The sequence below is a fragment of the Citrobacter sp. S-77 genome, from assembly GCF_963864895.1.
In the GTDB taxonomy this organism is placed as follows: domain Bacteria; phylum Pseudomonadota; class Gammaproteobacteria; order Enterobacterales; family Enterobacteriaceae; genus Citrobacter; species Citrobacter murliniae.
Map to the genome: position 1 here is coordinate 2,040,315 of NZ_CAWLWU010000002.1, position 19,160 is coordinate 2,059,474.

At 49.1% G+C, this 19,160-nt stretch carries 17 protein-coding genes and 1 pseudogene; 6 read left to right on the forward strand and 12 right to left on the reverse strand.

The features are described 5' to 3' along the window. Positions 1 to 63: 63 nt before the first annotated feature. The 3 genes and pseudogenes from AACS05_RS10355 to AACS05_RS10365 all read right to left on the reverse strand — a co-directional run bounded on the left by AACS05_RS10355 (position 64) and on the right by AACS05_RS10365 (position 2,906). Positions 64 to 639 (reverse strand): hypothetical protein, encoded by a 576-nt coding sequence (locus AACS05_RS10355; RefSeq protein WP_045442383.1) that lies wholly within the window; start codon positions 637 to 639, stop codon positions 64 to 66. A gap of 362 nt (positions 640 to 1,001) precedes the next feature. Further along, positions 1,002 to 2,641 (reverse strand): annotated as a pseudogene (locus tag AACS05_RS10360) (methyltransferase domain-containing protein). Positions 2,642 to 2,648: 7 nt separating this feature from the next. Beyond that, complete coding sequence (locus AACS05_RS10365; RefSeq protein WP_045442392.1) at positions 2,649 to 2,906, reverse strand: YjhX family toxin; 258 nt, start codon at positions 2,904 to 2,906, stop codon at positions 2,649 to 2,651. A gap of 546 nt (positions 2,907 to 3,452) precedes the next feature. Between AACS05_RS10365 and AACS05_RS10370 the strand changes: the two genes are divergently transcribed. Further along, positions 3,453 to 3,905 carry an SgcJ/EcaC family oxidoreductase gene (locus tag AACS05_RS10370; RefSeq protein WP_045442394.1) on the forward strand — a complete coding sequence of 151 codons (453 nt, stop codon included), beginning with the start codon at positions 3,453 to 3,455 and terminating at the stop codon, positions 3,903 to 3,905. Positions 3,906 to 4,636: 731 nt separating this feature from the next. Here AACS05_RS10370 and AACS05_RS10375 read toward each other — a convergent pair. Next, complete coding sequence (locus AACS05_RS10375; RefSeq protein ID WP_045442398.1) at positions 4,637 to 5,020, reverse strand: cupin domain-containing protein; 384 nt, start codon at positions 5,018 to 5,020, stop codon at positions 4,637 to 4,639. A gap of 223 nt (positions 5,021 to 5,243) precedes the next feature. Between AACS05_RS10375 and AACS05_RS10380 the strand changes: the two genes are divergently transcribed. Together AACS05_RS10380 and AACS05_RS10385 are read left to right on the forward strand one after the other, a co-directional pair. Next, entirely contained in the window at positions 5,244 to 5,435 is a 192-nt protein-coding gene (locus AACS05_RS10380; RefSeq protein WP_045442408.1) for a hypothetical protein, read from the forward strand. Between the two features lie 68 nt (positions 5,436 to 5,503). After that, on the forward strand, positions 5,504 to 6,544 hold the full coding sequence (locus tag AACS05_RS10385; protein WP_045442410.1) for a hypothetical protein: 1,041 nt from the start codon (positions 5,504 to 5,506) through the stop codon (positions 6,542 to 6,544). 22 nt (positions 6,545 to 6,566) lie between these two features. On the opposite strand, the gene fos is transcribed toward AACS05_RS10385, so the two are convergent. The 5 genes from fos to AACS05_RS10410 all read right to left on the reverse strand — a co-directional run bounded on the left by fos (position 6,567) and on the right by AACS05_RS10410 (position 12,047). Next, positions 6,567 to 6,965 (reverse strand): fosfomycin resistance glutathione transferase, encoded by a 399-nt coding sequence (gene fos / locus AACS05_RS10390; protein ID WP_045442412.1) that lies wholly within the window; start codon positions 6,963 to 6,965, stop codon positions 6,567 to 6,569. Positions 6,966 to 6,996: 31 nt separating this feature from the next. Further along, positions 6,997 to 8,781 carry a diguanylate cyclase gene (locus AACS05_RS10395; RefSeq protein WP_045442414.1) on the reverse strand — a complete coding sequence of 595 codons (1,785 nt, stop codon included), beginning with the start codon at positions 8,779 to 8,781 and terminating at the stop codon, positions 6,997 to 6,999. Positions 8,782 to 8,898: 117 nt separating this feature from the next. Continuing rightward, a complete protein-coding gene (locus AACS05_RS10400; RefSeq protein WP_045442417.1) occupies positions 8,899 to 10,008 on the reverse strand; it encodes an AI-2E family transporter in 1,110 nt (369 codons plus the stop codon). A gap of 177 nt (positions 10,009 to 10,185) precedes the next feature. Next, positions 10,186 to 11,268: an FUSC family protein gene (locus AACS05_RS10405; RefSeq protein WP_081918201.1), complete on the reverse strand. Its 1,083-nt coding sequence runs from the start codon at positions 11,266 to 11,268 to the stop codon at positions 10,186 to 10,188. 488 nt (positions 11,269 to 11,756) lie between these two features. Further along, complete coding sequence (locus AACS05_RS10410) at positions 11,757 to 12,047, reverse strand: Bor family protein (protein ID WP_045449588.1); 291 nt, start codon at positions 12,045 to 12,047, stop codon at positions 11,757 to 11,759. A 295-nt stretch (positions 12,048 to 12,342) separates the two neighbouring features. On the opposite strand from AACS05_RS10410, the gene AACS05_RS10415 reads away from it, so the two are divergent. Next, complete coding sequence (locus AACS05_RS10415) at positions 12,343 to 13,041, forward strand: RluA family pseudouridine synthase (protein ID WP_045442422.1); 699 nt, start codon at positions 12,343 to 12,345, stop codon at positions 13,039 to 13,041. A 43-nt stretch (positions 13,042 to 13,084) separates the two neighbouring features. Here the strand turns inward: AACS05_RS10415 and mdtK are convergent, their stop codons facing one another. Next, positions 13,085 to 14,458 (reverse strand): MdtK family multidrug efflux MATE transporter, encoded by a 1,374-nt coding sequence (mdtK, locus tag AACS05_RS10420; RefSeq protein WP_045442423.1) that lies wholly within the window; start codon positions 14,456 to 14,458, stop codon positions 13,085 to 13,087. A gap of 335 nt (positions 14,459 to 14,793) precedes the next feature. Between mdtK and AACS05_RS10425 the strand changes: the two genes are divergently transcribed. Beyond that, positions 14,794 to 15,441 carry a riboflavin synthase gene (locus tag AACS05_RS10425; protein WP_045442425.1) on the forward strand — a complete coding sequence of 216 codons (648 nt, stop codon included), beginning with the start codon at positions 14,794 to 14,796 and terminating at the stop codon, positions 15,439 to 15,441. Between the two features lie 42 nt (positions 15,442 to 15,483). Here the strand turns inward: AACS05_RS10425 and cfa are convergent, their stop codons facing one another. Next, entirely contained in the window at positions 15,484 to 16,632 is a 1,149-nt protein-coding gene (gene cfa / locus AACS05_RS10430) for a cyclopropane fatty acyl phospholipid synthase (protein WP_045442427.1), read from the reverse strand. Between the two features lie 285 nt (positions 16,633 to 16,917). Next, positions 16,918 to 18,123: a purine nucleoside transporter PunC gene (gene punC, locus AACS05_RS10435; protein ID WP_045442429.1), complete on the reverse strand. Its 1,206-nt coding sequence runs from the start codon at positions 18,121 to 18,123 to the stop codon at positions 16,918 to 16,920. Positions 18,124 to 18,235: 112 nt separating this feature from the next. Here punC and punR point away from each other — a divergent pair, with 112 nt between their 5' ends. Then, complete coding sequence (punR, locus tag AACS05_RS10440) at positions 18,236 to 19,159, forward strand: DNA-binding transcriptional activator PunR (RefSeq protein ID WP_045442431.1); 924 nt, start codon at positions 18,236 to 18,238, stop codon at positions 19,157 to 19,159. Position 19,160 lies beyond the last annotated feature (1 nt).

Genomic DNA, 19,160 nt, shown 5'->3' on the forward strand with positions numbered 1-19,160 from the left:
CCGCGTAATGCCCGATAGATTTTATCGACGTCCGCTCCTGACATTTTGCTGCCATGAGATTGCTTATGCTGCGCGGGCCAGAACCCAGGCCCAATCGGAACTGCAGAGAATGCGATAGAAGGGCTTCACGCGGCATTTTACAAATTCAAGAATGTCTGCTTCGCTCATCGCTGAGGCCTTAGAAGGATATTCAGGTCCCCAATCATCATAGAGTTCGTCGTATATGCTGTAAAACTTCCAGCAGATGTTGCTAAAGATACGGGAGCTCGGAGATAAGTGAAACGCTGGGATTTGATGCAGCCGTAACTCTACTTCTTTGGAAGTACCGGCATTCATTAGAAACCAGGCTTTGATCCTTAGCCACGTAATTGCACTCGCGCTGATGCTGGGTATAACTATGTTTTTTTCAAGCATATATGCATGAAGGTAGCGCTCAATTTCATCTGAATCAGGATGTTTATCTAAATTGAGGGAGGCTAAAATTAACAATGATTCAGAACTATTGCCGGAGAGTAGTTCTCTTTCTGCCCACTCAATGATCATTTTGTCGTAATCATCGACGCGATAAGCTTCGAAAGCTTCACCAACCGTTTTCAAACAAAGAATTTCGTGTAGGTCATGTTTGTATTTATTTTCCATAACATCATTTAATCCATGTTGTTAAGAGGGGTAAAAGTATGCTTTCGTTGAGATGATCCGGTACAAAATGAGCGTACTTTATTGTCACCCTAATGTCTGTATGTTCAAGTGTAGTGGTCGCCCAAAATTAGGCCTCGGCATGAGAGATTTCTAGAACTACTAAAAGTCTGCTATTGGTACGAAGCGAACAAGTTACCTGAGCTGAAGGTCCGCAGTGAGCAAATAGCAGATGTTAGTGTTGACTGTGGGTTAGCATACCAACGCCATCTTAAATGACTCTGAGGTGTCTGCTAAACCAGGGCGATTCACTTGCCTGCGTCAACTGGTATAGCTTTTCAGCTATACCAGTGTCCTCCTTCAAATTAACGTGGCATTAATGCAAACACGCCCCAACCCAAATACTCTCTCGTCCATCTAACATGGCGTATGGGGGCTATCGTCAGTTCTGCCCGAACGACTTTCGCAAAGTCATCGTCTGGGTTTTCTTCCAGCCACCGGCGCATGGTCATCCACTTAGCGGCTTCATACCTGTCCCAACCCTCCTGGTCCGCCAGCACCATTTCTACTACGTCATAACCTTGTTCATCAAAAGACGATACCAGTTCGGGAAGAGGGAGAAAATCAGCCACGGACGAGACGCCACAGGCTTCGGCGATCTCCTCCGTGGCTGGGACATGACGCCAGTACGGTTCCCCGATGAGAATAATTCCTCCAGGCCTGAGGCTCTTTGCCAGCAATTTAATCGTCCCGACGACGCCACCTGCAATCCAGGTGGCACCGATGCAGGCCGCTATGTCACATTTTGTATCAACAACGTAACCGGCCGCGTCGTTATGAATAAAATGGACTCGTTCGCTGACGCCGAGTTCATCTGCACGTCGTTTTGCCTGCGCGGTGAAGAGGGGACTCATGTCAATGCCGACGCCTGTAATACCATAATCGCGCGCCCAGGTGCAGAGCATCTCACCCGAACCGCTGCCGAGATCGAGAATACTCGTACCCTGCTTCATACGTAACATGTGGCCCAGTGTGGCATACTTTTCTGGTGTGAACGGGTTATGAATGCGGTGTTCACTTTCGCTAATGGTAAAAATACGTGGGATATCCATTAGTTAATTCCTTTTATCGATGGCGTATTCAGCGGGTTTTGTTCACAGGGGTTAGCTTTTTCAGCCAGCAGAGCAAATAGCTTGCCAGCAAACGTCTCGCTGACCGGCCACTCTGCACTGTCCGGGCACTGTTTTATGCTAAGGCCCGCGTTAGCGAGCAGGCTGGTATATTCATCACCATGCCAGGCCTTCATTTGACTGCCGAACCGGGTAGCTCGACCATTCGCCTCTATTGCCCAGAACCGTGTTGAACTGATTTGTGCCTCTTCATCCCAACTGTTTTCGGTCAACAACAGATGAGGAACAGCAAGGAACAATCCCTGTGGACAACGCTGCCAGTTCGCAGGCGCCATACCCTGACGTTTAACTTCATCGTAGGTATGAACCTCAATGAGCATCCTGCCACCTGGTACCAGCCATCGCCCACAGTTGCTGATGAGGGAGCAAGTGTCTGATGCGCTGAATACGTTCAGTTCCCCAAAGGTCATCATGATGAAATCGAACGGATCATCCGGGCTGTATGTTCGGATATCCTGTTGGATGTATTCAATATTCAGACCGGAGATTTGCGCCTGCTGGCATGCCCATTGGATGGATGCCGGTGAAAAGTCCACTCCTGTGCAGCTAAAACCGCGCTCCGCTAACAGGCGGGTATAAAAACCAGGGCCGCAGCCGAGATCAAGAATGCGTGCCCCATCAGGTAACTGGCGGGCAATCCACGCTATCTGTTGTTCAATTACGGTCAGTCTGCGGCTTGCCCAGTCATGTTCCTGCGACAAATGATTTTCCAGCATACGCTGGCTAAAAGCGGGTTCGTCCCAGGGGATTTTGTCTTCATCCGGTGACAGCTGTATGTGACCCGCGGTAAAAATAATGCTATCGATATCCATCATCCTCTCCTTAACGGTTATCGGACTGGGCGCGAACATTGTTCAGCCCGGTGGTATTAATGCGGTAGGGCTGACCATTGACGGATTTAATCAGTTTTTTTGTTTTGAGTTTTTTGAAGACGGCGAGCGTACAGTCTGCGAGCAAAAGTCCTTCGCGACTGTAGCATTCAACAGAGGTAACGCGGCCTGACGAATCACGGACGTGCGCAATACGCCCACCTTTGGCGAGAACGTGTAAGGTACGTTGTTCCTGACGGGATAAATTCATACTGGAAAACCTGTTTAATCATGATGTGCAAAACGTGCAAACACACAGCGGTGTCCGCATACAATTTCGGCGCATTGATAATCAGTCCGGCCTGAAAAGGTCGGGAAGCTGATTATCGGATGATTACATTCTCCAGCATCAAAGCCTCGGATTGAGTTGATAGGTATTTACGGCGTGAATGATAACACCTGGTTTTTGTAAGTGAATAACCAGGTCTGAAAAGTGTGATCCCGAAGGGAGCCTGTAGTTCATTCAAGCCAGTGGAGTGTATGAACCTGCTGAATATGTTCAAACGCGCGGGCGCTCAGAAAGCGTGCAATTGCTGAACTATAATAATGAAGGTAGTTAAACCACGCTATACAAGCGATGTTAACCAGAAATCTCTAAATATTTCATTGTATTAAATACCTTTCCCCTTCATGGGAACGTTATCTATCTCTCTCCGTGTCTGCTGATGATTTCCACTGGAATGGCATGCAGTTTGATTTTCAACCTGGTTATCAATGACGTTTTCATTGTCGTATAACCGCTAATGGAATGATTAGTATGAATAAATTACCAGGTCTTGCTGTTTCACTTACTATTCTGACAGCTCCCGTTTTTGCTGCACCAGCTCCCGACTGTGTGAAGGTGAATGAAGCTCAAATCGAAGCCCTGTTTGATAAGTGGAACGAGTCGCTGAAAACGGGCGACGCGAAGACAGTTTCTGAAAACTATCTTAGTGATGCGGTATTGTTACCTACAGTATCCAATAAAGCCCGTTTAACGGATGCTGAACGCATTGATTATTTTGAGCATTTTCTTGCGAAGAAACCGACCGGGAAAATCGACACTCGTACCATTCGTCTTGGCTGTAATAAGGCGATAGACACCGGAACTTATACATTTACCTTCGCGGATAAGTCCACAGTTTCAGCGCGTTACACTTTCACCTATGCCTGGGATGGTAAAGAGTGGAAAATTTCTACGCACCATTCTTCGGCTATGCCTGAGGGGTAAAAGACGGAGCAGGGGACGGGAATTGACCGTTCCCTGCAGTGAAACTGATATCCAGGTGATGCACCTGGTTTCCGGGAGCTATAGGGATTGAGTGATGAGAGGTATTGGGGATCGTGCAGAAATTTGTTACGGTTTCAGAGTTGCGAGAAAAACTAATCAGCGATTACCTTACATTCGCTCATCAATCTATTGGAAAATTAAGCGATGGACAACCTGGCCGACTATGTAAATGCAATTAAAAATGGGAAAAATGTCATTTGCATTGAGGAGCTCTGGAATCGAGATGATTTGGCGGAAGTAGAGATCTCCCATATGACCTGGCATCATGATTCAGGGGTCGTTATCAGTTGTATTTGCGAAAATGAGTTGGTTCAACCGCTATCAGACATATGCCCGGAATGCTGTATCAAATGGGGGATTGTTGATGCGGCGGGTCGGGATATCAGACCGCGGGAGAAAACTTTTCGCAGTAAATGCCAGGAGTCGTACTGGCTAAAAATGAATCGCTAAAATTCGCAACCCGTATCAACAACATGTGCGGTATTTTGCGAGTATGGCGGATGGCGGTAATAACCGTGCTGCGGTGAAAATAATCAACTCTATAACACCGCGGCTTTCACTGGCTCAGAAAGGACCATCCGGGGGTTAAACAACGTGCCTGGCTATTGCTGAGTACAGGCTGCATCATTCAACACCCGCTGGTGATACAAAATTCCTCCGTGTCTTTTACATTATTGCGAGTCGTTACAGGCGATGTCTTTATGCCTGGCCCAGTCCACCATTCCCTGGAAATCAACGATGACTACAGATTCATCCCCAACCACCCAGGCATCGTGACCCGGGGGGATGCGTGACAAGTTACCGGGCAGACAATCGAATTCACTACCATCATCCATCTTCACCCGTAGCACCCCGGCAACGTGATACTGAAAGTGAGGGGCTTCACAACTCTTCGTACCTGCGATGGGTTGAACGGATGTAGCCCAACGCCAGCCTGGTTCCAGTACTGCACGGCCGACGATCGCTCCTCCTATATTGAGAAGCTCCAGTCGTCCATGTGGAAATTCGCGAATTTCGTCTGGAATACCGAATGACTTCACTTCTGCTTTGTCCATTGCGCACCTCCTTAGATTGAATACGCGCATGGTCGCACTTAAATTATATCTGCTTTGGTTGTTTTTTGTTCTATTTCTCGAGGGGACAACGTGGTGACGGGATGGTAAATGATTCCTGTCGGGGGCTGGTTTTGACCGTGGTGTTAGTAATGCCAGCGCAGATAGTAGTAAAATATTGCCCTGGTGGTGCTACTGCACGGATTCACTAAACAAGGTTAACTCGATGAAAAACAAACATGCGCTCTCTCTGATGTGTTATCAGATGCTGGAATCTGGCGCGTCTCGCCGTACAGTGAAAAGAGCGCTCACATCCCATCGTGTAAAAGGTCGCCAGGCAGTAGTACTGCTCTGCAAGCAAGAGATGGCGCTGTTGAGATCCGGGAAGATAGCGATACAAAGCACGACAGCCCGGTGAGCCGCCGGTAACTCGTCGGCAGGGTGAACGCCTTAAAATAATTCGCATAATTATCAGGGAAGAAGACCATGACGGAGTATTGGTGGCAGGATCTTTGTGATCGCGATAATAACTGGCAAGGCCTGGAGTTTACCCTCAAGAAGAGTCATAAAGCCGGGCCGGTGATGGATATGCTAAGTGGCCGCTACGGTCGGATGGCGTTGCAGATCTCTGGAGAGACATTATTCTGGGCTTCAATGCTGGAAGATCATTCTGGTGTCTGGGTGGTGTTTAATTCGGAACATTCAGGCCCGCAGGCGTTATTACCTTGCGTAACGTCTGAAGATATTGAACGGATCAAAAGCAAAGGGAAAAGGGCATGGACGAGTGAATGGTGTCGTTATTTTTCTCGTCAATTAATGAATGCGCCAGCGCCACTACTGTCACCTCGCCGTTGGTTACTCAGTCCAATGGAGTTGACCCGACGTTCATCGCCATACTCATTACAACAGTCTCTTTCTGTTAAAAACTGGCGTTTTGACTCTCCTGAAAGTAGCGGTAATTTTGGCTGTCGCTGGACGCTTTACGGTGAAGATTTTCCCGATCTTGTCCAGCCGGAAAAAGTCAGACTGGTCGACTGGTGGTGGGGAAACCATCTGCTACTTGGGCGTTATCCCGTAAGCCCGGATGCCGGAAGGGTTAAATGGTGGCGTAAAAAATCTCGCGAGGGAACATTGCCTCCAGTGCTGGTCTGGTATATCGGCGGGCTGGGAGCGTTTGTGATCCTTGATGGTCATTACCGTTTGCAGGCTGCAGTTAAAGAGGAAATTGCGCCGTCTTTCTTAGTGTTGAGTGAACTTAATGAAAGAGAGTTCCCCTCAGATCCTGTTCACCAGCAACGAATTATGCGGGCGCTGGAAAAGCAACAGCTCAATAATCCTGAGCATCGAATTGCAGCGATAAATCAGACGCTGATAAATCTCTACGATACACGTTATTTTTATACATCAACGCATAGCCGCGCCGTTCTTGGTGAGGGGATACGATGGGCTCAGGAGGTTGATGGCTTTTTGCAAAAATATCACCTGGAAGCCTTCCGGGAAAAGATATTTAAACGGACAAACGCATAGATGGATTGGCCCACGAGTTGCATCAGAAAAACTCCATTTTTTCATAAGGATGTGCTTTGCACTCGTTGAGTCGACTCTCTAAACTACCAATATGTACTTCCAGCTTGTGTCCATCCGGATCCAGAAAGTAAATGGATTGGCCTTCGCTCTTGTTCGACTTCCATTCGACAATGCCGGATGACCGCAGTTTCTCAACGAAAGGGGCAAATTTATCGGATTGGATGCTGAATGCGTAGTGGGTATAGTCCAACTGAGGTTTAACGACATCGGCGGAAAGGCATAACCATAGCTCTCCCAGCGAAAGATAGGCCCCGCGACTCCACCTGGCCTGAGGGACAAAACCAAGCTCGTTCACGTAAAAATCAAAACTTCTTGCTACATCACTAACAGCAAGAGTGAGATGGTTAAGTCCTGTCAGCATGTTAAACCCTCATTTCAGGATGGAGAATATTTCAGCCTGCTTCCAGCATACCAAAGCTCACAATACGCGAACGACCCAACTCTTTTGCGCGATAGAGCGCCACGTCTGCGGCACGTAGCAGGTTGTCGCTTTGCGCGTGTTGCGGGTAACTGGCAACGCCGATAGAGACATCAACATGGCCAATATCCGACACGCCAAAACGCAGTGACAGTTCGCGTACGCCGTTGTAAATATCCGTCGCGAGTCGGTTCGCGGCCTCTTCACCCATGCTGGTCAGCAGGACCAGGAACTCTTCGCCGCCGTAGCGAAAGGCCATTCCATTGTCGTGTACAACGCGCTGAATAATGGCAGCGACGCTTTTGATGACGCCGTCACCCGCTTCGTGACCAAAACGGTCATTTATGTTTTTGAAGTGATCGATATCGATCATCAGGCAACTGAGTGGCTCCTGATTGCGTATTGCCTGGCTCATCTGGGTTCGCAGGGTATCTTCCAGATGATGACGGTTGCGCAGACCGGTCAGGGGATCATAGAGCGCCTTTTCCAGCAATGCGTCGCGTAGACGCTGGTTGGCTAAGGCCAGGCCGAGTGCCTCCGCCATCAGTTCCAGATAGGCTCGGGAAGGTGCGCTTTCCTCGCTTAGATTCTGGAATGAGAGCAGACCAATCGCTTCGCCCTGGGCAATCAGCGGCACACACAGCGAGTGATTTTGGCACGATTCCGGCAGATGGTAGCAGGCGATATCCGGCTCACCGTGTACCGGTGGATGGCTCTGCCCACGACGAACTGCCCAGCATTCATCCGGGTGGAAAGCATCCGCTTTGCCCTCAGGTGAAAGCCATTCAGCGACACAGCGCATCTGCCAGGGATCCCGATCAAGGATGTAGAGTCGACCAGCAATCCCGGGCGCAATGTTTGGTGCAAAAAGCTCCGCTACGTTGATCACATCCGCAAAATTCTCGCAACCTTGTAAACGCTGCGTCATACGTGCCAATAATTCGCGTATCGCCCAGTCTGCATCACGCTCTTTCTCCAGTCGCTGTCGCACCAGACCGTTCTCGCGAAAAATTCGGATTGCCTGCGCCATATCTCCGATCTCATCAATCTGGTTGAAATTGGGCGTTTCAACGGCGTAATCCTGTGAAGCCAGTCGGTGAACAACGTCACTGAGGCGCACGACGGGGCGTAGCACGCGGCGTTTTAGAATAAATCCGAGGACAAACAAAAATAACAGCGCCGTCAGTCCAACCATCACTTCTGACAGCGTGCGCAGGGTGCGGGATGCCTGAGTAGCTTCCTGAATCGTGTCGCGAACACGATTGTCGAGTATCTGCCGAAAATGGTCTATCCGATCCTGCGCTCGCTCCAGTTCTTGTTCATAGGCTTTACTGAAGAGCAGGGCGATGGCTTGCTGATCTTCTCCGCGCGCCACGCTGGAAAACGCCATCGCTTGCTCTTCCTGCAATGTATCAACGATTTGTAGACCTTCATGCAATAGCGCCAATTCTTCGCCCGTTGCCCCGGCGTCTTTCAGGTTCGCCAGCCGGTGCTCAATCTCTTTTAGCGACGTTTCCTTCTGGCGATAGGTGTCCAGGGTGTCAGGGTTTTTAGTGACAGCGTACAAACGGGCCAAATCAGACAGCGACCAGGCGTCGGTTTCCACCTCCCCGGTCAGTTTGTCGAATACATACCGCTGCTCTACCGCCTGGCGTTCGGTATTATCTGCGTTGGACGCCATCAGCATGACGACGCCGGAGACAATGGTCAGACATACCGTCGCGCTATAGGCCCAGTTAGTTATTGTGGCGATTCGCACCTGTGAGTTCCTTTTGCGACGATTAATGAATAAGCATGATTGAAATTATAGGAAACGTATGATTTTGCGTGAAAATAAAAAGGCGACCATTGGCCGCCTTTTGTTATCGTCACACCATTACAAATCTGGAGGATTTTTTCCTTCTTCCATAAACGCTTCGTCGATTCCTTCGGCATTTCCTTCGTGGTCACGACCGGAGAACAGGTTCCAGCTGGCAAGGAACAGCGCGGCAATCAGAGGGCCGATAACAAAGCCGTTGATTCCGTAGATCTCCATCCCGCCGAGTGTGGAAATCAGAATCAGGTAGTCAGGCATTTTAGTGTCTTTACCCACCAGTAGCGGGCGCAGGATATTGTCCACCAGACCGACAATAATCACGAAAAATCCGACGATAAACAGCCCCTGCCAAATTTGCTGTGTGGCGAAGAGGAAAATGGCTGCTGGTACCCAGACAATCGCTGAACCAACCGCGGGAACCAGTGAAAGAAACGCCATCAGCGCGCCCCACAGAATGCTACCGTCAATGTCGACTATCGCAAAAGCAATGCCCCCCAGCGTACCCTGAACAACGGCAACCACCGCAGTGCCTTTTACCGTCGCCCGCGTAACGCCGACGAATTTGGCGAACAGATGCTGTTTGGCAAAATCTGAGAGTGGTAACGAATCCAGAATCTGTCGAACCAGATACGGCCCATCCTTCAGCAAGAAAAACAGTAAATACAGCATAATGCCAAAACTGATGGCAAAGCCGAAGGTCCCCTTACCGATCAGGAACGCGCTACCAGCGAGGTACTGCCCGCCCTGTAACGCAATGTCAGAGAGTTTTTTCTGGATCTGCGTGACATTATCGAGATTGTGTTCCGCGAGGAACGTTCTGGCCCAATCCGGAAGGTACGACAGGATCGAGCTAACCACTTCCGGGAACTGCGTATTGTTCTGTTGCAGCTTGGTGTAAACCACATTCAGTTCAATCGCCAGCGATGACAGGATCACCATCAGAGGGATAAAGACAATCAGACAGATAATACCGATGGTAATCAGCGATGCCAGCCCGTTGCGATCCCCCAGTGCGCTGCGAAGTTTATTTTTCACCGGGTTAAAGATTGTGGTTAATATTGCGGCCCACAGAATCGCGGAAAAGTAGGGGGACAGCACGTCGAAGAACGCCCATGTGACGAGGGCAAGAATGAAAATGAAGAAACCTTTGGTCAGTCCGTTAAATCGCATTAGTGAATCCTGTAACTGAGAAGCAGCCTCGACTATAGAACCGTTCAGCAAATTTACCAACTTTCACTGCGAATACCCGCTAATTTGTGGGGGGATAGGACGTGTGCCAACAGCTATATTATTTCTCGGTCATTTTCCCGGTGAAGAAACTAAATTCATCATTATTGATATATTCAGTCATTTCTCTGTAAGCGCTCTGTTGATTAAAGAAGACAATGTCTCAAGCTGAACAGTGAGTTGTATACTTAACCAGACGTATCCGTGAATCGCGCTTTCCATGACTTCATCACTTTCACAAGAAAGTAAAAGGTCATGTAATTCTTGAGTGATTTCATTCAGACGTTCACTGTTTGAGGCTATTGGTGAGGGGTTTCCTTTATGCAGGGCATGAGCCAGTGCTCTGAGCGTGTGTTGAGTCATTTCCTGCATATCGGAAAGAGCATGGGAGTTTAGAATCAAAAAGCGACTTCTGCGTGAGGCCCAGTGAGCGTTGAGCTGAAATTTTTGTGCGGCAACCATATCACGGGTTATTGACTGAATTTCTTCAAGCAGTTTTATCGGTATCCGGGTTTCATTATTTACTGGCGTGATCAGATTGCGCATTTTGACGACTTTATTCAATGCCCGGGTTTGCAGACTGGTCATTCTGGGAGGATAAAGCACGTTACGCGAGACGCCCGCAGTATTGATTTTTAAATAATCAGATAAAAAATCAGCCAGCTGAATACGCCAGTTAATGAATGCCCTTTGGGGAAGTATGCTGGTAAACAGCATCGCCAGAATACAGCCTAAAATGATATTGGTACTACGCCATAGCGCTGTTTGTATATCTCCGGCAGGAGCACTGCTAACTACTGCCAGCGTTATCCCTACCAGTAAGGCTGCATATGGACGTTTGCTGATAGCCAAAAAACCACAAAAGAAAGCAGCGCAGCCGCACCACAACAGCATTAAGGGTAGAGAATAGACTTCAATGTGTAGTGCGATGATCCCCAGAATCGCTCCCGTTACGGTACCCGCCATGCGTTCAAACGCTCTGGGAATTACGTTGCCCATGTAGCTGACAGGCCCCATAACGACGATAAGTGTAATAAGGGGCCACGAATGATCGGGTAACTTCATCATTCTTATAAGTAAAAAAGTCAAAACAAATGCCACAGCAATGCGTATTCCATGAACCACACGATAGTTGCGGTAAATCTTTAACTCGAGTGAACTAATGGGTCTGTCTCGTTGCACTGAAAAGAATGATTTCGTCATTTCATGTGAGCTTATAAGCGAAGATCATACGCTAAAGAGTATTCATATTTGTTCTGGTTTTTTTACCAGGGAACTGTATACAGATTTGAACTGCATTCATTTTTATATAATGCAGGCAATCAATTGACAATATGTATTAACGAAATGCCAGTATGTAAATGACCAGTGCAATTGCGAGGAATACCCAATATTGCGAGTGATAATGGAAATATTTTTGCATTGAAAGCCTCCTTCTGAGTTGGTCCTTAAGTAATGACAGAACTAAATGTCAACATCAAATATAAAATGGCGATGCTCAAATTCTAAATCATTACATAATGTTTCAACTATGAACTGAATGAGAGTAACGAACAAAATAGTTTGTCAACATTGTAATTCTGTTATCAGAAGATCTGGCATTAAACCGCGGGTTAACAAAAGGAGTAAGCTATAGCGGCACCGAACTGCAAAAGTGCAGCAGGCATTCCAGGAATGCCTGCTGACAGGGATCATTTGGAGCAATAGACTCTGGCTTCTTTAGGGGTATAGATACCAATAGTGATGATTCGTAAGAAAACATCCATACCTGATTCCTGTACTTCGGTACGAATAACTTTATCAGCACCGCCACAAACCCGCGCTGCATTAATGGTTTGCGACTGTCCAATACCGTTAACAAAAAAGGTTTGTCTGGTTTCTTGAGTTGGTTTCTCAGAAATTCCATGATTTATTTCAAAGGTTTGTTGTGCGCAACCTGATAATGCTGTAGCGACAACCATTACCGTCATTAACTTTTTCATTTTTACCATTTCATCGTAAGGGAAAGGAGTCGCATATTCTTATTTATTGCAATGGACTCATATCCGACCAGTTACTAATTTTATGTTTATAATAAACTCGTTTAGTCATTGTTTATTTATAGGGGGTGGCGTGTATTTTTGAATTTTGCGCATCAGCGTGGAATAGTAAGCCATAGCGTTTAGTCTCCGGCTAAAGTCTATATTAATATTTTGCTAACCATTAAATTTAACCTGGATTCGCCAGCAGGCTGAAAATTCGTTATGATCCGCGCCCACACTCCATCCGGGCAGCCTGATGTCTACTATTTTCGATACCTTTATTGCCCCGCCGTGCCATGATGAGATAGAGACGCTCTATCAGGATGAACACCTGGTGCTTATCAACAAACCCGCCGGGTTACTCAGCCTTTCCGGGAAAAATCCGCAAAATCTCGATTCAGTGCATCACCGGCTGGTACAGATTTTTCCCGGCTGCACTCTGGTCCACCGTCTTGACTTCGGGACATCCGGGCTAATGGTCATTGCGCGGAATAAAGCTATCAACGCCGCACTTTGTCAGCAATTCAGCCAGCGAACGGTGACGAAAATGTATAGCGCCTTACTCTGCGGGCATCTGGATAATGACGAAGGGGTAATCGATGCGGCGATAGCCAAAGATCCAGCACTGTTTCCGCTGATGACGATTTGCCCTGTGAACGGCAAGCCTGCGCGCTCGCATTACCGGGTTGTCGAGCGCTTTTATCACGAAGTGGAGCAAGGGACGTTATTGCCATTGACGCGGGTGCAGCTCAGCCCGGAGACCGGACGCACACATCAGTTGCGCATTCATTGCCAGCAGTTGGGGCATCCTATTTTAGGTTGTGATCTGTATGGTGGTCGCTTGTTGCCCGGTACTGAACGAACGCCCCGGCTGATGCTACATGCCAGTGAATTGAATTTTGTGCATCCCATTAGCGCAAAGTTGATCAATGCCCGTAATGCCAGTCCATTCTGAAACTGGTAAAAAAAATAGCCACCATGCGGTGGCTATTTGCGTACTATCGGGCGGCGCGTTGCAAAATAATGGATGACGGCTGGCGTTGCAGATAGCGCATCCGCAGCATCATCAACACTGCAGCGGAGGTCAGGCCAATAATAAAGCCTATCCAGAAGCCTGCAGGCCCCATGCGATCGACAACCAGATCGGTCAGCGCAAGAATATATCCACTCGGTAAACCCAGCAGCCAGTATGCCGTCAGGGTAATAAAGAAAATAGAACGTGTATCTTTATAACCACGTAAGACCCCGCTGCCGATGACCTGGATAGAGTCTGAGATTTGATATACGGCGGCCAGTAACATCAACTGGGCGGCCAGCGTCACGACTTCAGGGTTATTGTTGTAAAGCAGGGCAATTTGCTCACGCAATGTGACGGTGAAGATTGCGGTTATCATCGCCATGCAAACGCCGACCCCTAAGCCTGTTCTGGCGGCGGTTTGCGCATCCAGCGTAGAGCCCTGGCCCAGACGATAACCGACGCGGATCGTAACGGCGGCAGCCAGCGACATCGGCAGTACGAACATTAACGAGCTAAAGTTCAGTGCGATTTGGTGTCCGGCGACATCAACAATTCCCAGTGGGGAAACCAACAGTGCGACTACGGCAAACAGTGTGACTTCAAAAAATAACGCCAGCGCAATGGGTAAACCCAACTGGACCAGACGTTTCATTACTGCGGTGTCTGGTTTCTGGAAGCCACGCACATTACGGATATCTCGCATTGATCGTGCATGTTTGACATAAGAGAGCATGGCGATAAACATCACCCAGTACACTGCCGCCGTCGCTACGCCGCAGCCAACGCCCCCGAGTTCCGGCATACCCAAATGTCCATAGATGAAAACATAGTTAACCGGAATGTTCACCAGCAGGCCGAGAAACCCCATTACCATCGCCGGTTTGGTTTTGGCCAGCCCCTCGCACTGGTTACGGGCAACCTGGAAGAACAGATACCCCGGTGCTCCCCACAACAGCGCACGCAGGTAACCGACAGCTTTATCTGCCAGCGCCGGATCGATGTTATGCATGGAACGGATAATGTATCCCGCGTTCCACAGCACTACCATAATCAAAATGGATACGCTGCCCGCAAGCCAGAATCCCTGGCGTATCTGATGGGCAATGCGATCGCGGCGACCAGAGCCATTGAGCTGCGCAATCACTGGCGTTAATGCCAGCAGCAGTCCATGACCAAACAAAATGGCCGGTAGCCAGATGGAGGTCCCGATGGCAACGGCCGCCATGTCCGTCGCGCTGTAACCTCCAGCCATGACGGTATCGACGAACCCCATTGCGGTTTGGGCGATTTGCGCAAGAATCACCGGAATTGCCAGAGCTAATAACTGACGCGCTTCTATTACATACTTTTGCACGTTTACACCTTATTACTCTTCATACTCCAGGCTGCAGGTTTGTTGGTTGCGTTCGTTTGCCCCGGTCACACAGTGGTTTATGTCCCGGACCTTACTCACCGCTTCCCTGCAACTCGAATTATTTTGAGTATCTATTGTTGTTATTTAAGAGACAAAAAAGCCGCCTTAAATGGCAGCAAGGAGAAAATGCTGAGGAAATTGCAGTCTATTGTAGCGAGGAATGCATAATTCTCCAGTGAAAAAACAGGTGGGGGCGGTGCATTGCTGGCAACCTGTTTTTTCACCTGCTATTGTGCTCAGCAGAGATGTCTTAATTGAGTTCAGGAGTTACAGGTATGTTTACGGGTATTGTGCAGGGCACCGCAAAACTGGTGTCTATTGATGAGAAACCAAATTTTCGCACGCATGTAGTGGAGTTACCTGAATACATGCTGGAGGCGCTGGAGACCGGCGCATCGGTGGCACATAACGGTTGCTGTCTGACAGTGACTGAAATTAATGGCAACCGCATCAGCTTTGACCTGATGAAAGAAACACTACGTATTACCAACCTTGGCGATCTGCGGGTAGGTGACCTGGTAAACGTAGAACGTGCAGCAAAATTCGGCGATGAAATTGGCGGACATTTGATGTCGGGTCATATTATGACCACCGCGGAGGTGTCGAAAATTCTGACCTCCGAGAATAATCGGCAGATATGGTTCAAGGTCCAGGATACGTCGCTGATGAAATACATCCTGTATAAAGGATTTATCGGTATTGATGGCATCAGCCTGACGGTAGGCGAAGTGACGCCGACGCGCTTCTGCGTGCATCTGATCCCGGAAACGCTGGAGCGTACTACGCTTGGCAAGAAAAAGCTTGGTGCGCGGGTCAACATTGAAATCGACCCACAAACACAGGCTGTTGTTGATACCGTTGAGCGCGTACTGGCCGCGCGAGAAGGTGCGATCAGCAACATCACCGGTGAGGCTGGGGCCTGAGTCATGATGAAAAGCCCCCGTCGCGAACGGGGGCCGAAAGAACTAGCGGGGAACGCGCAGGCCGTGTTCCACACCGCGAGAGAAAACCACCTGCCAAAGCTGAATATCACGTGCGCGAAATGCACCGGCACAGGCGTTGAGGTAATAACTGAACATGCGTTTAAAACGCTCAGTATAATTATCGGCAATCTCCGGCCAACTCTCCATGAAACGCTCATGCCAGGCCATCAACGTGGTATCGTAATCCGCACCAAAATTGTGCCAGTCCTCCATCACAAAATGTGACTCGCTGGCGTTGGCAATCTGGCGTACCGATGGTAAACAACCGTTCGGGAAGATGTATTTGTTAATCCATGGGTCAACGTTATTGTCAGTTTTCTTAGAACCGATACTGTGCAGCAAAAACAGACCATCTGGCTTTAAATTGCGATCAACCACGTCAAAGTAGGTGTTGTAGTTTTTTGGCCCCACATGCTCAAACATACCGACGGAGACAATGCGGTCAAAGCGGTCGTTCAGGTCGCGGTAGTCCTGGAGTAAAATAGTAACGTCCAACCCTTCACAGCGCGCCTGCGCCAGTTTCTGTTGTTCCGCTGAAATCGTCACGCCCACCACACTCACGCCGTATTGTGCTGCCATAAACTGGGACAGGCCTCCCCAGCCGCAACCAATATCGAGCACGCGCATTCCTGGCTTCAACTGCAGTTTCTCGCCAATCATTCTGAGCTTCGCCTGCTGGGCAGCTTCCAGGGTGTCGGCATCTTTCCAGTAGGCGCAGGAATACTGCATATAGGGGTCGAGCATGCGGGTAAAGAGATCGTTGCCAAGATCGTAGTGCTCTTTGCCGACAACCCACGCGCGCTTTTTAGTCTGTAGATTAAACAGACGCGCCGTTGCGATACGGAGAGTATCTTTGAAATGGCGGGGGAGTTGGCTTTCCAGATCTGCGCGTAAGACTTTGGTAAAAAACATATCCAGACGATCGCATTCCCACCAACCATCCATATAGCTTTCACCTAAACCCAGCGACCCTTCCTGCAGGACACGTTTGAAAAAAACGGGGTTTTTAACGCGAATATCCGCTGGCGCAGCACCATTAATCGTAATACCCGCACGGCTTAGTAATTCATTGGTGATTCGGTACCAGTTATCATCCGGTACGCTGACGTCTTCTATACACGATGAACTCATAGCTTCTCCATCACTGGTCGGTGATCAGAACCTTAAAACAGCGTAGACGCTTTTTTGGTCTTGTGAGAAATTTCACGGAATTAATCCGTAATCTATTATCCGACGTAGAACAGAGGAAGGGAGAACCCCTTGCCGAAAAGACCATCCGTGGAAAAACGGGAACAACCTTGTTCCCGTTAACACAGAATAATTATCGTAATTTTAACAACTGGAAATCAGTATAGGCCTGAATATTTGGTGATTCAACCGAAAATTGTTAGCCAGCTAATTAAGTTATGACGGTTATTAATGTGACTCACCATGTGCAATCTGAGAGCCCTCATTCGCCAGGGAATCATTCTCTTTTTGCGACTGCATTTTATATCCAAGCGCAGCCAGGAACACCGTTGACAGCATTACGCTGGTGGTTGTGAGCAACGGAGTACTGATTAACCACGACACCACAAGGCTTGCCAGGAAGCATAAACCCAGTTGTAGCGTGTTCTGCATCGCCGCTGCGCGTCCTGTTGCCTGCGGGAAAGGACGTAGTGCCTGAGCGACGACAATCGGATAGATCGCGCCGTTCGCTATCGCCATGACGCAGAATGGGATCAAGATTTCGGCCAGTGCAACGTGGTGAATAAAACCGGTTGCCCATGTGGCAATAACGCTGATTGCATACAGGATCAGTAGCCATGGCAGCAACTGGCTACCCTGCCATTTTTGCAGTGCGGCGCGGCAACCGTACCCGCCGATCAGGAAGGCGATAGTTTGTGGAACATAGCTCAGTCCAATTACTGCCGGGCTATAGCCCATCTCGCTCAGGATAAACGGTGAGCCGGTCAGCCATGCGAAAAAGCTCGCAGAACATGCCGCATAAATCAGTACATTTCCACGGTATGTTTTAGAACGCAGTAGCGTCGCGAACGTCAACGCGTCCTGACTATCGTCACGCGCTTTTGCTGTCGGTTTTAACCGCAGGGCAGGCAACATCAGGATCAAGGTAATCGCAAACAGGGTGGCAAAAATGGCCTGCCAGGAAAAATGTACCAGGATCCAGCTACCTAATAAGGGCGCGAGGGCAGGTGATAAGCCGACCAGCGGCATAATGGTGGCAAAGATACGGTTAACTTTTTGCGAGGGATAGTAATCGGTAACCAGCGCCTGCCAGATTACTGATGCGGCACAAACGCCGACGGCCTGGACGAAGCGCAGCACCAGCAAGCCGGTGGCGTTTTCAACCCATAGCATCCCCAGACTACCCAGGGCGAAGATGGATAATCCCAGCAATAAAATTGGCTTACGACCATAGCGGTCGGAGAGTGGCCCCCACAGAAGCTGCGCAACGGCAAAACCGGCTAAGAACAAACTAAGGCTGGCGCTGACGGCAGACGCAGGGGTTTGCAGATCGGACTGAATAGCAGCAAAGGCGGGCAAATACATATCCGTTGCCAGAAAGCCGAGCACGCTAAGACCGGCCAGCCAGACTAAAAACCCTTTTCCAGGTTGCATCATCATTTCTCTTTTTAAGCAGTAAAACAGTGTCGCAGAGTGTAGTGAGTGAAATTCTCGCTGTGAAACGCTAATATTTGTTTACTGATTTCAAAATTTTTGTAGGCAGACTATGTGGTCGGAATATTCACTTGAAGTCGTTGATGCGGTTGCGCGTAACGGCAGCTTTAGTTCGGCTGCGCAGGAGTTGCACCGTGTACCTTCGGCGGTAAGCTACACAGTTCGTCAACTGGAGGAGTGGCTTGCAGTTCCGCTTTTCGAGCGACGTCATCGGGATGTGGAACTAACACCCGCAGGGGCGTGGTTTTTAAAAGAAGGTCGGTCTGTTATCAAAAAAATGCAGATCACTCGCCAGCAATGTCAGCAAATCGCCAACGGCTGGCGAGGGCAGCTCGCGATTGCAGTCGATAATATTGTGCGACCGGAACGCACCCGGCAGATGATTGTGGATTTCTATCGTCACTTCGATGATGTGGAACTGCTGGTTTTTCAGGAAGTGTTTAACGGTGTCTGGGATGCGCTATCGGATGGTCGCGTCGAACTGGCGATCGGTGCAACGCAGGCGATTCCGGTGGGGGGACGTTACACGTTTCGTGATATGGGAATGCTGAGCTGGAGTTGCGTGGTGGCGAGCCATCACCCGCTGGCTTCGATTCCCGGGCCATTAAGCGATGACACGTTGCGCAACTGGCCGTCGTTGGTTCGTGAAGATACTTCGCGCACGCTACCGAAACGAATCACATGGCTGCTGGATAACCAAAAACGTGTCGTGGTACCGGACTGGGAATCCTCTGCTACCTGTTTATCGGCTGGGCTATGTGTGGGCATGGTGCCAACACATTTTGCTAAACCGTGGATCGATAGCGGTAAGTGGGTTGCTTTGCAGCTGGAAAACCCTTTTCCTGATGCCGCATGTTGTCTGACCTGGCAGCAAAATGATACGTCGCCAGCACTGCTCTGGTTGCTAGACTACCTGGGAGATAGCGAAACGCTGAATAAAGAGTGGCTACGGGAGCCGGAACAGGCTCCCGTATAAC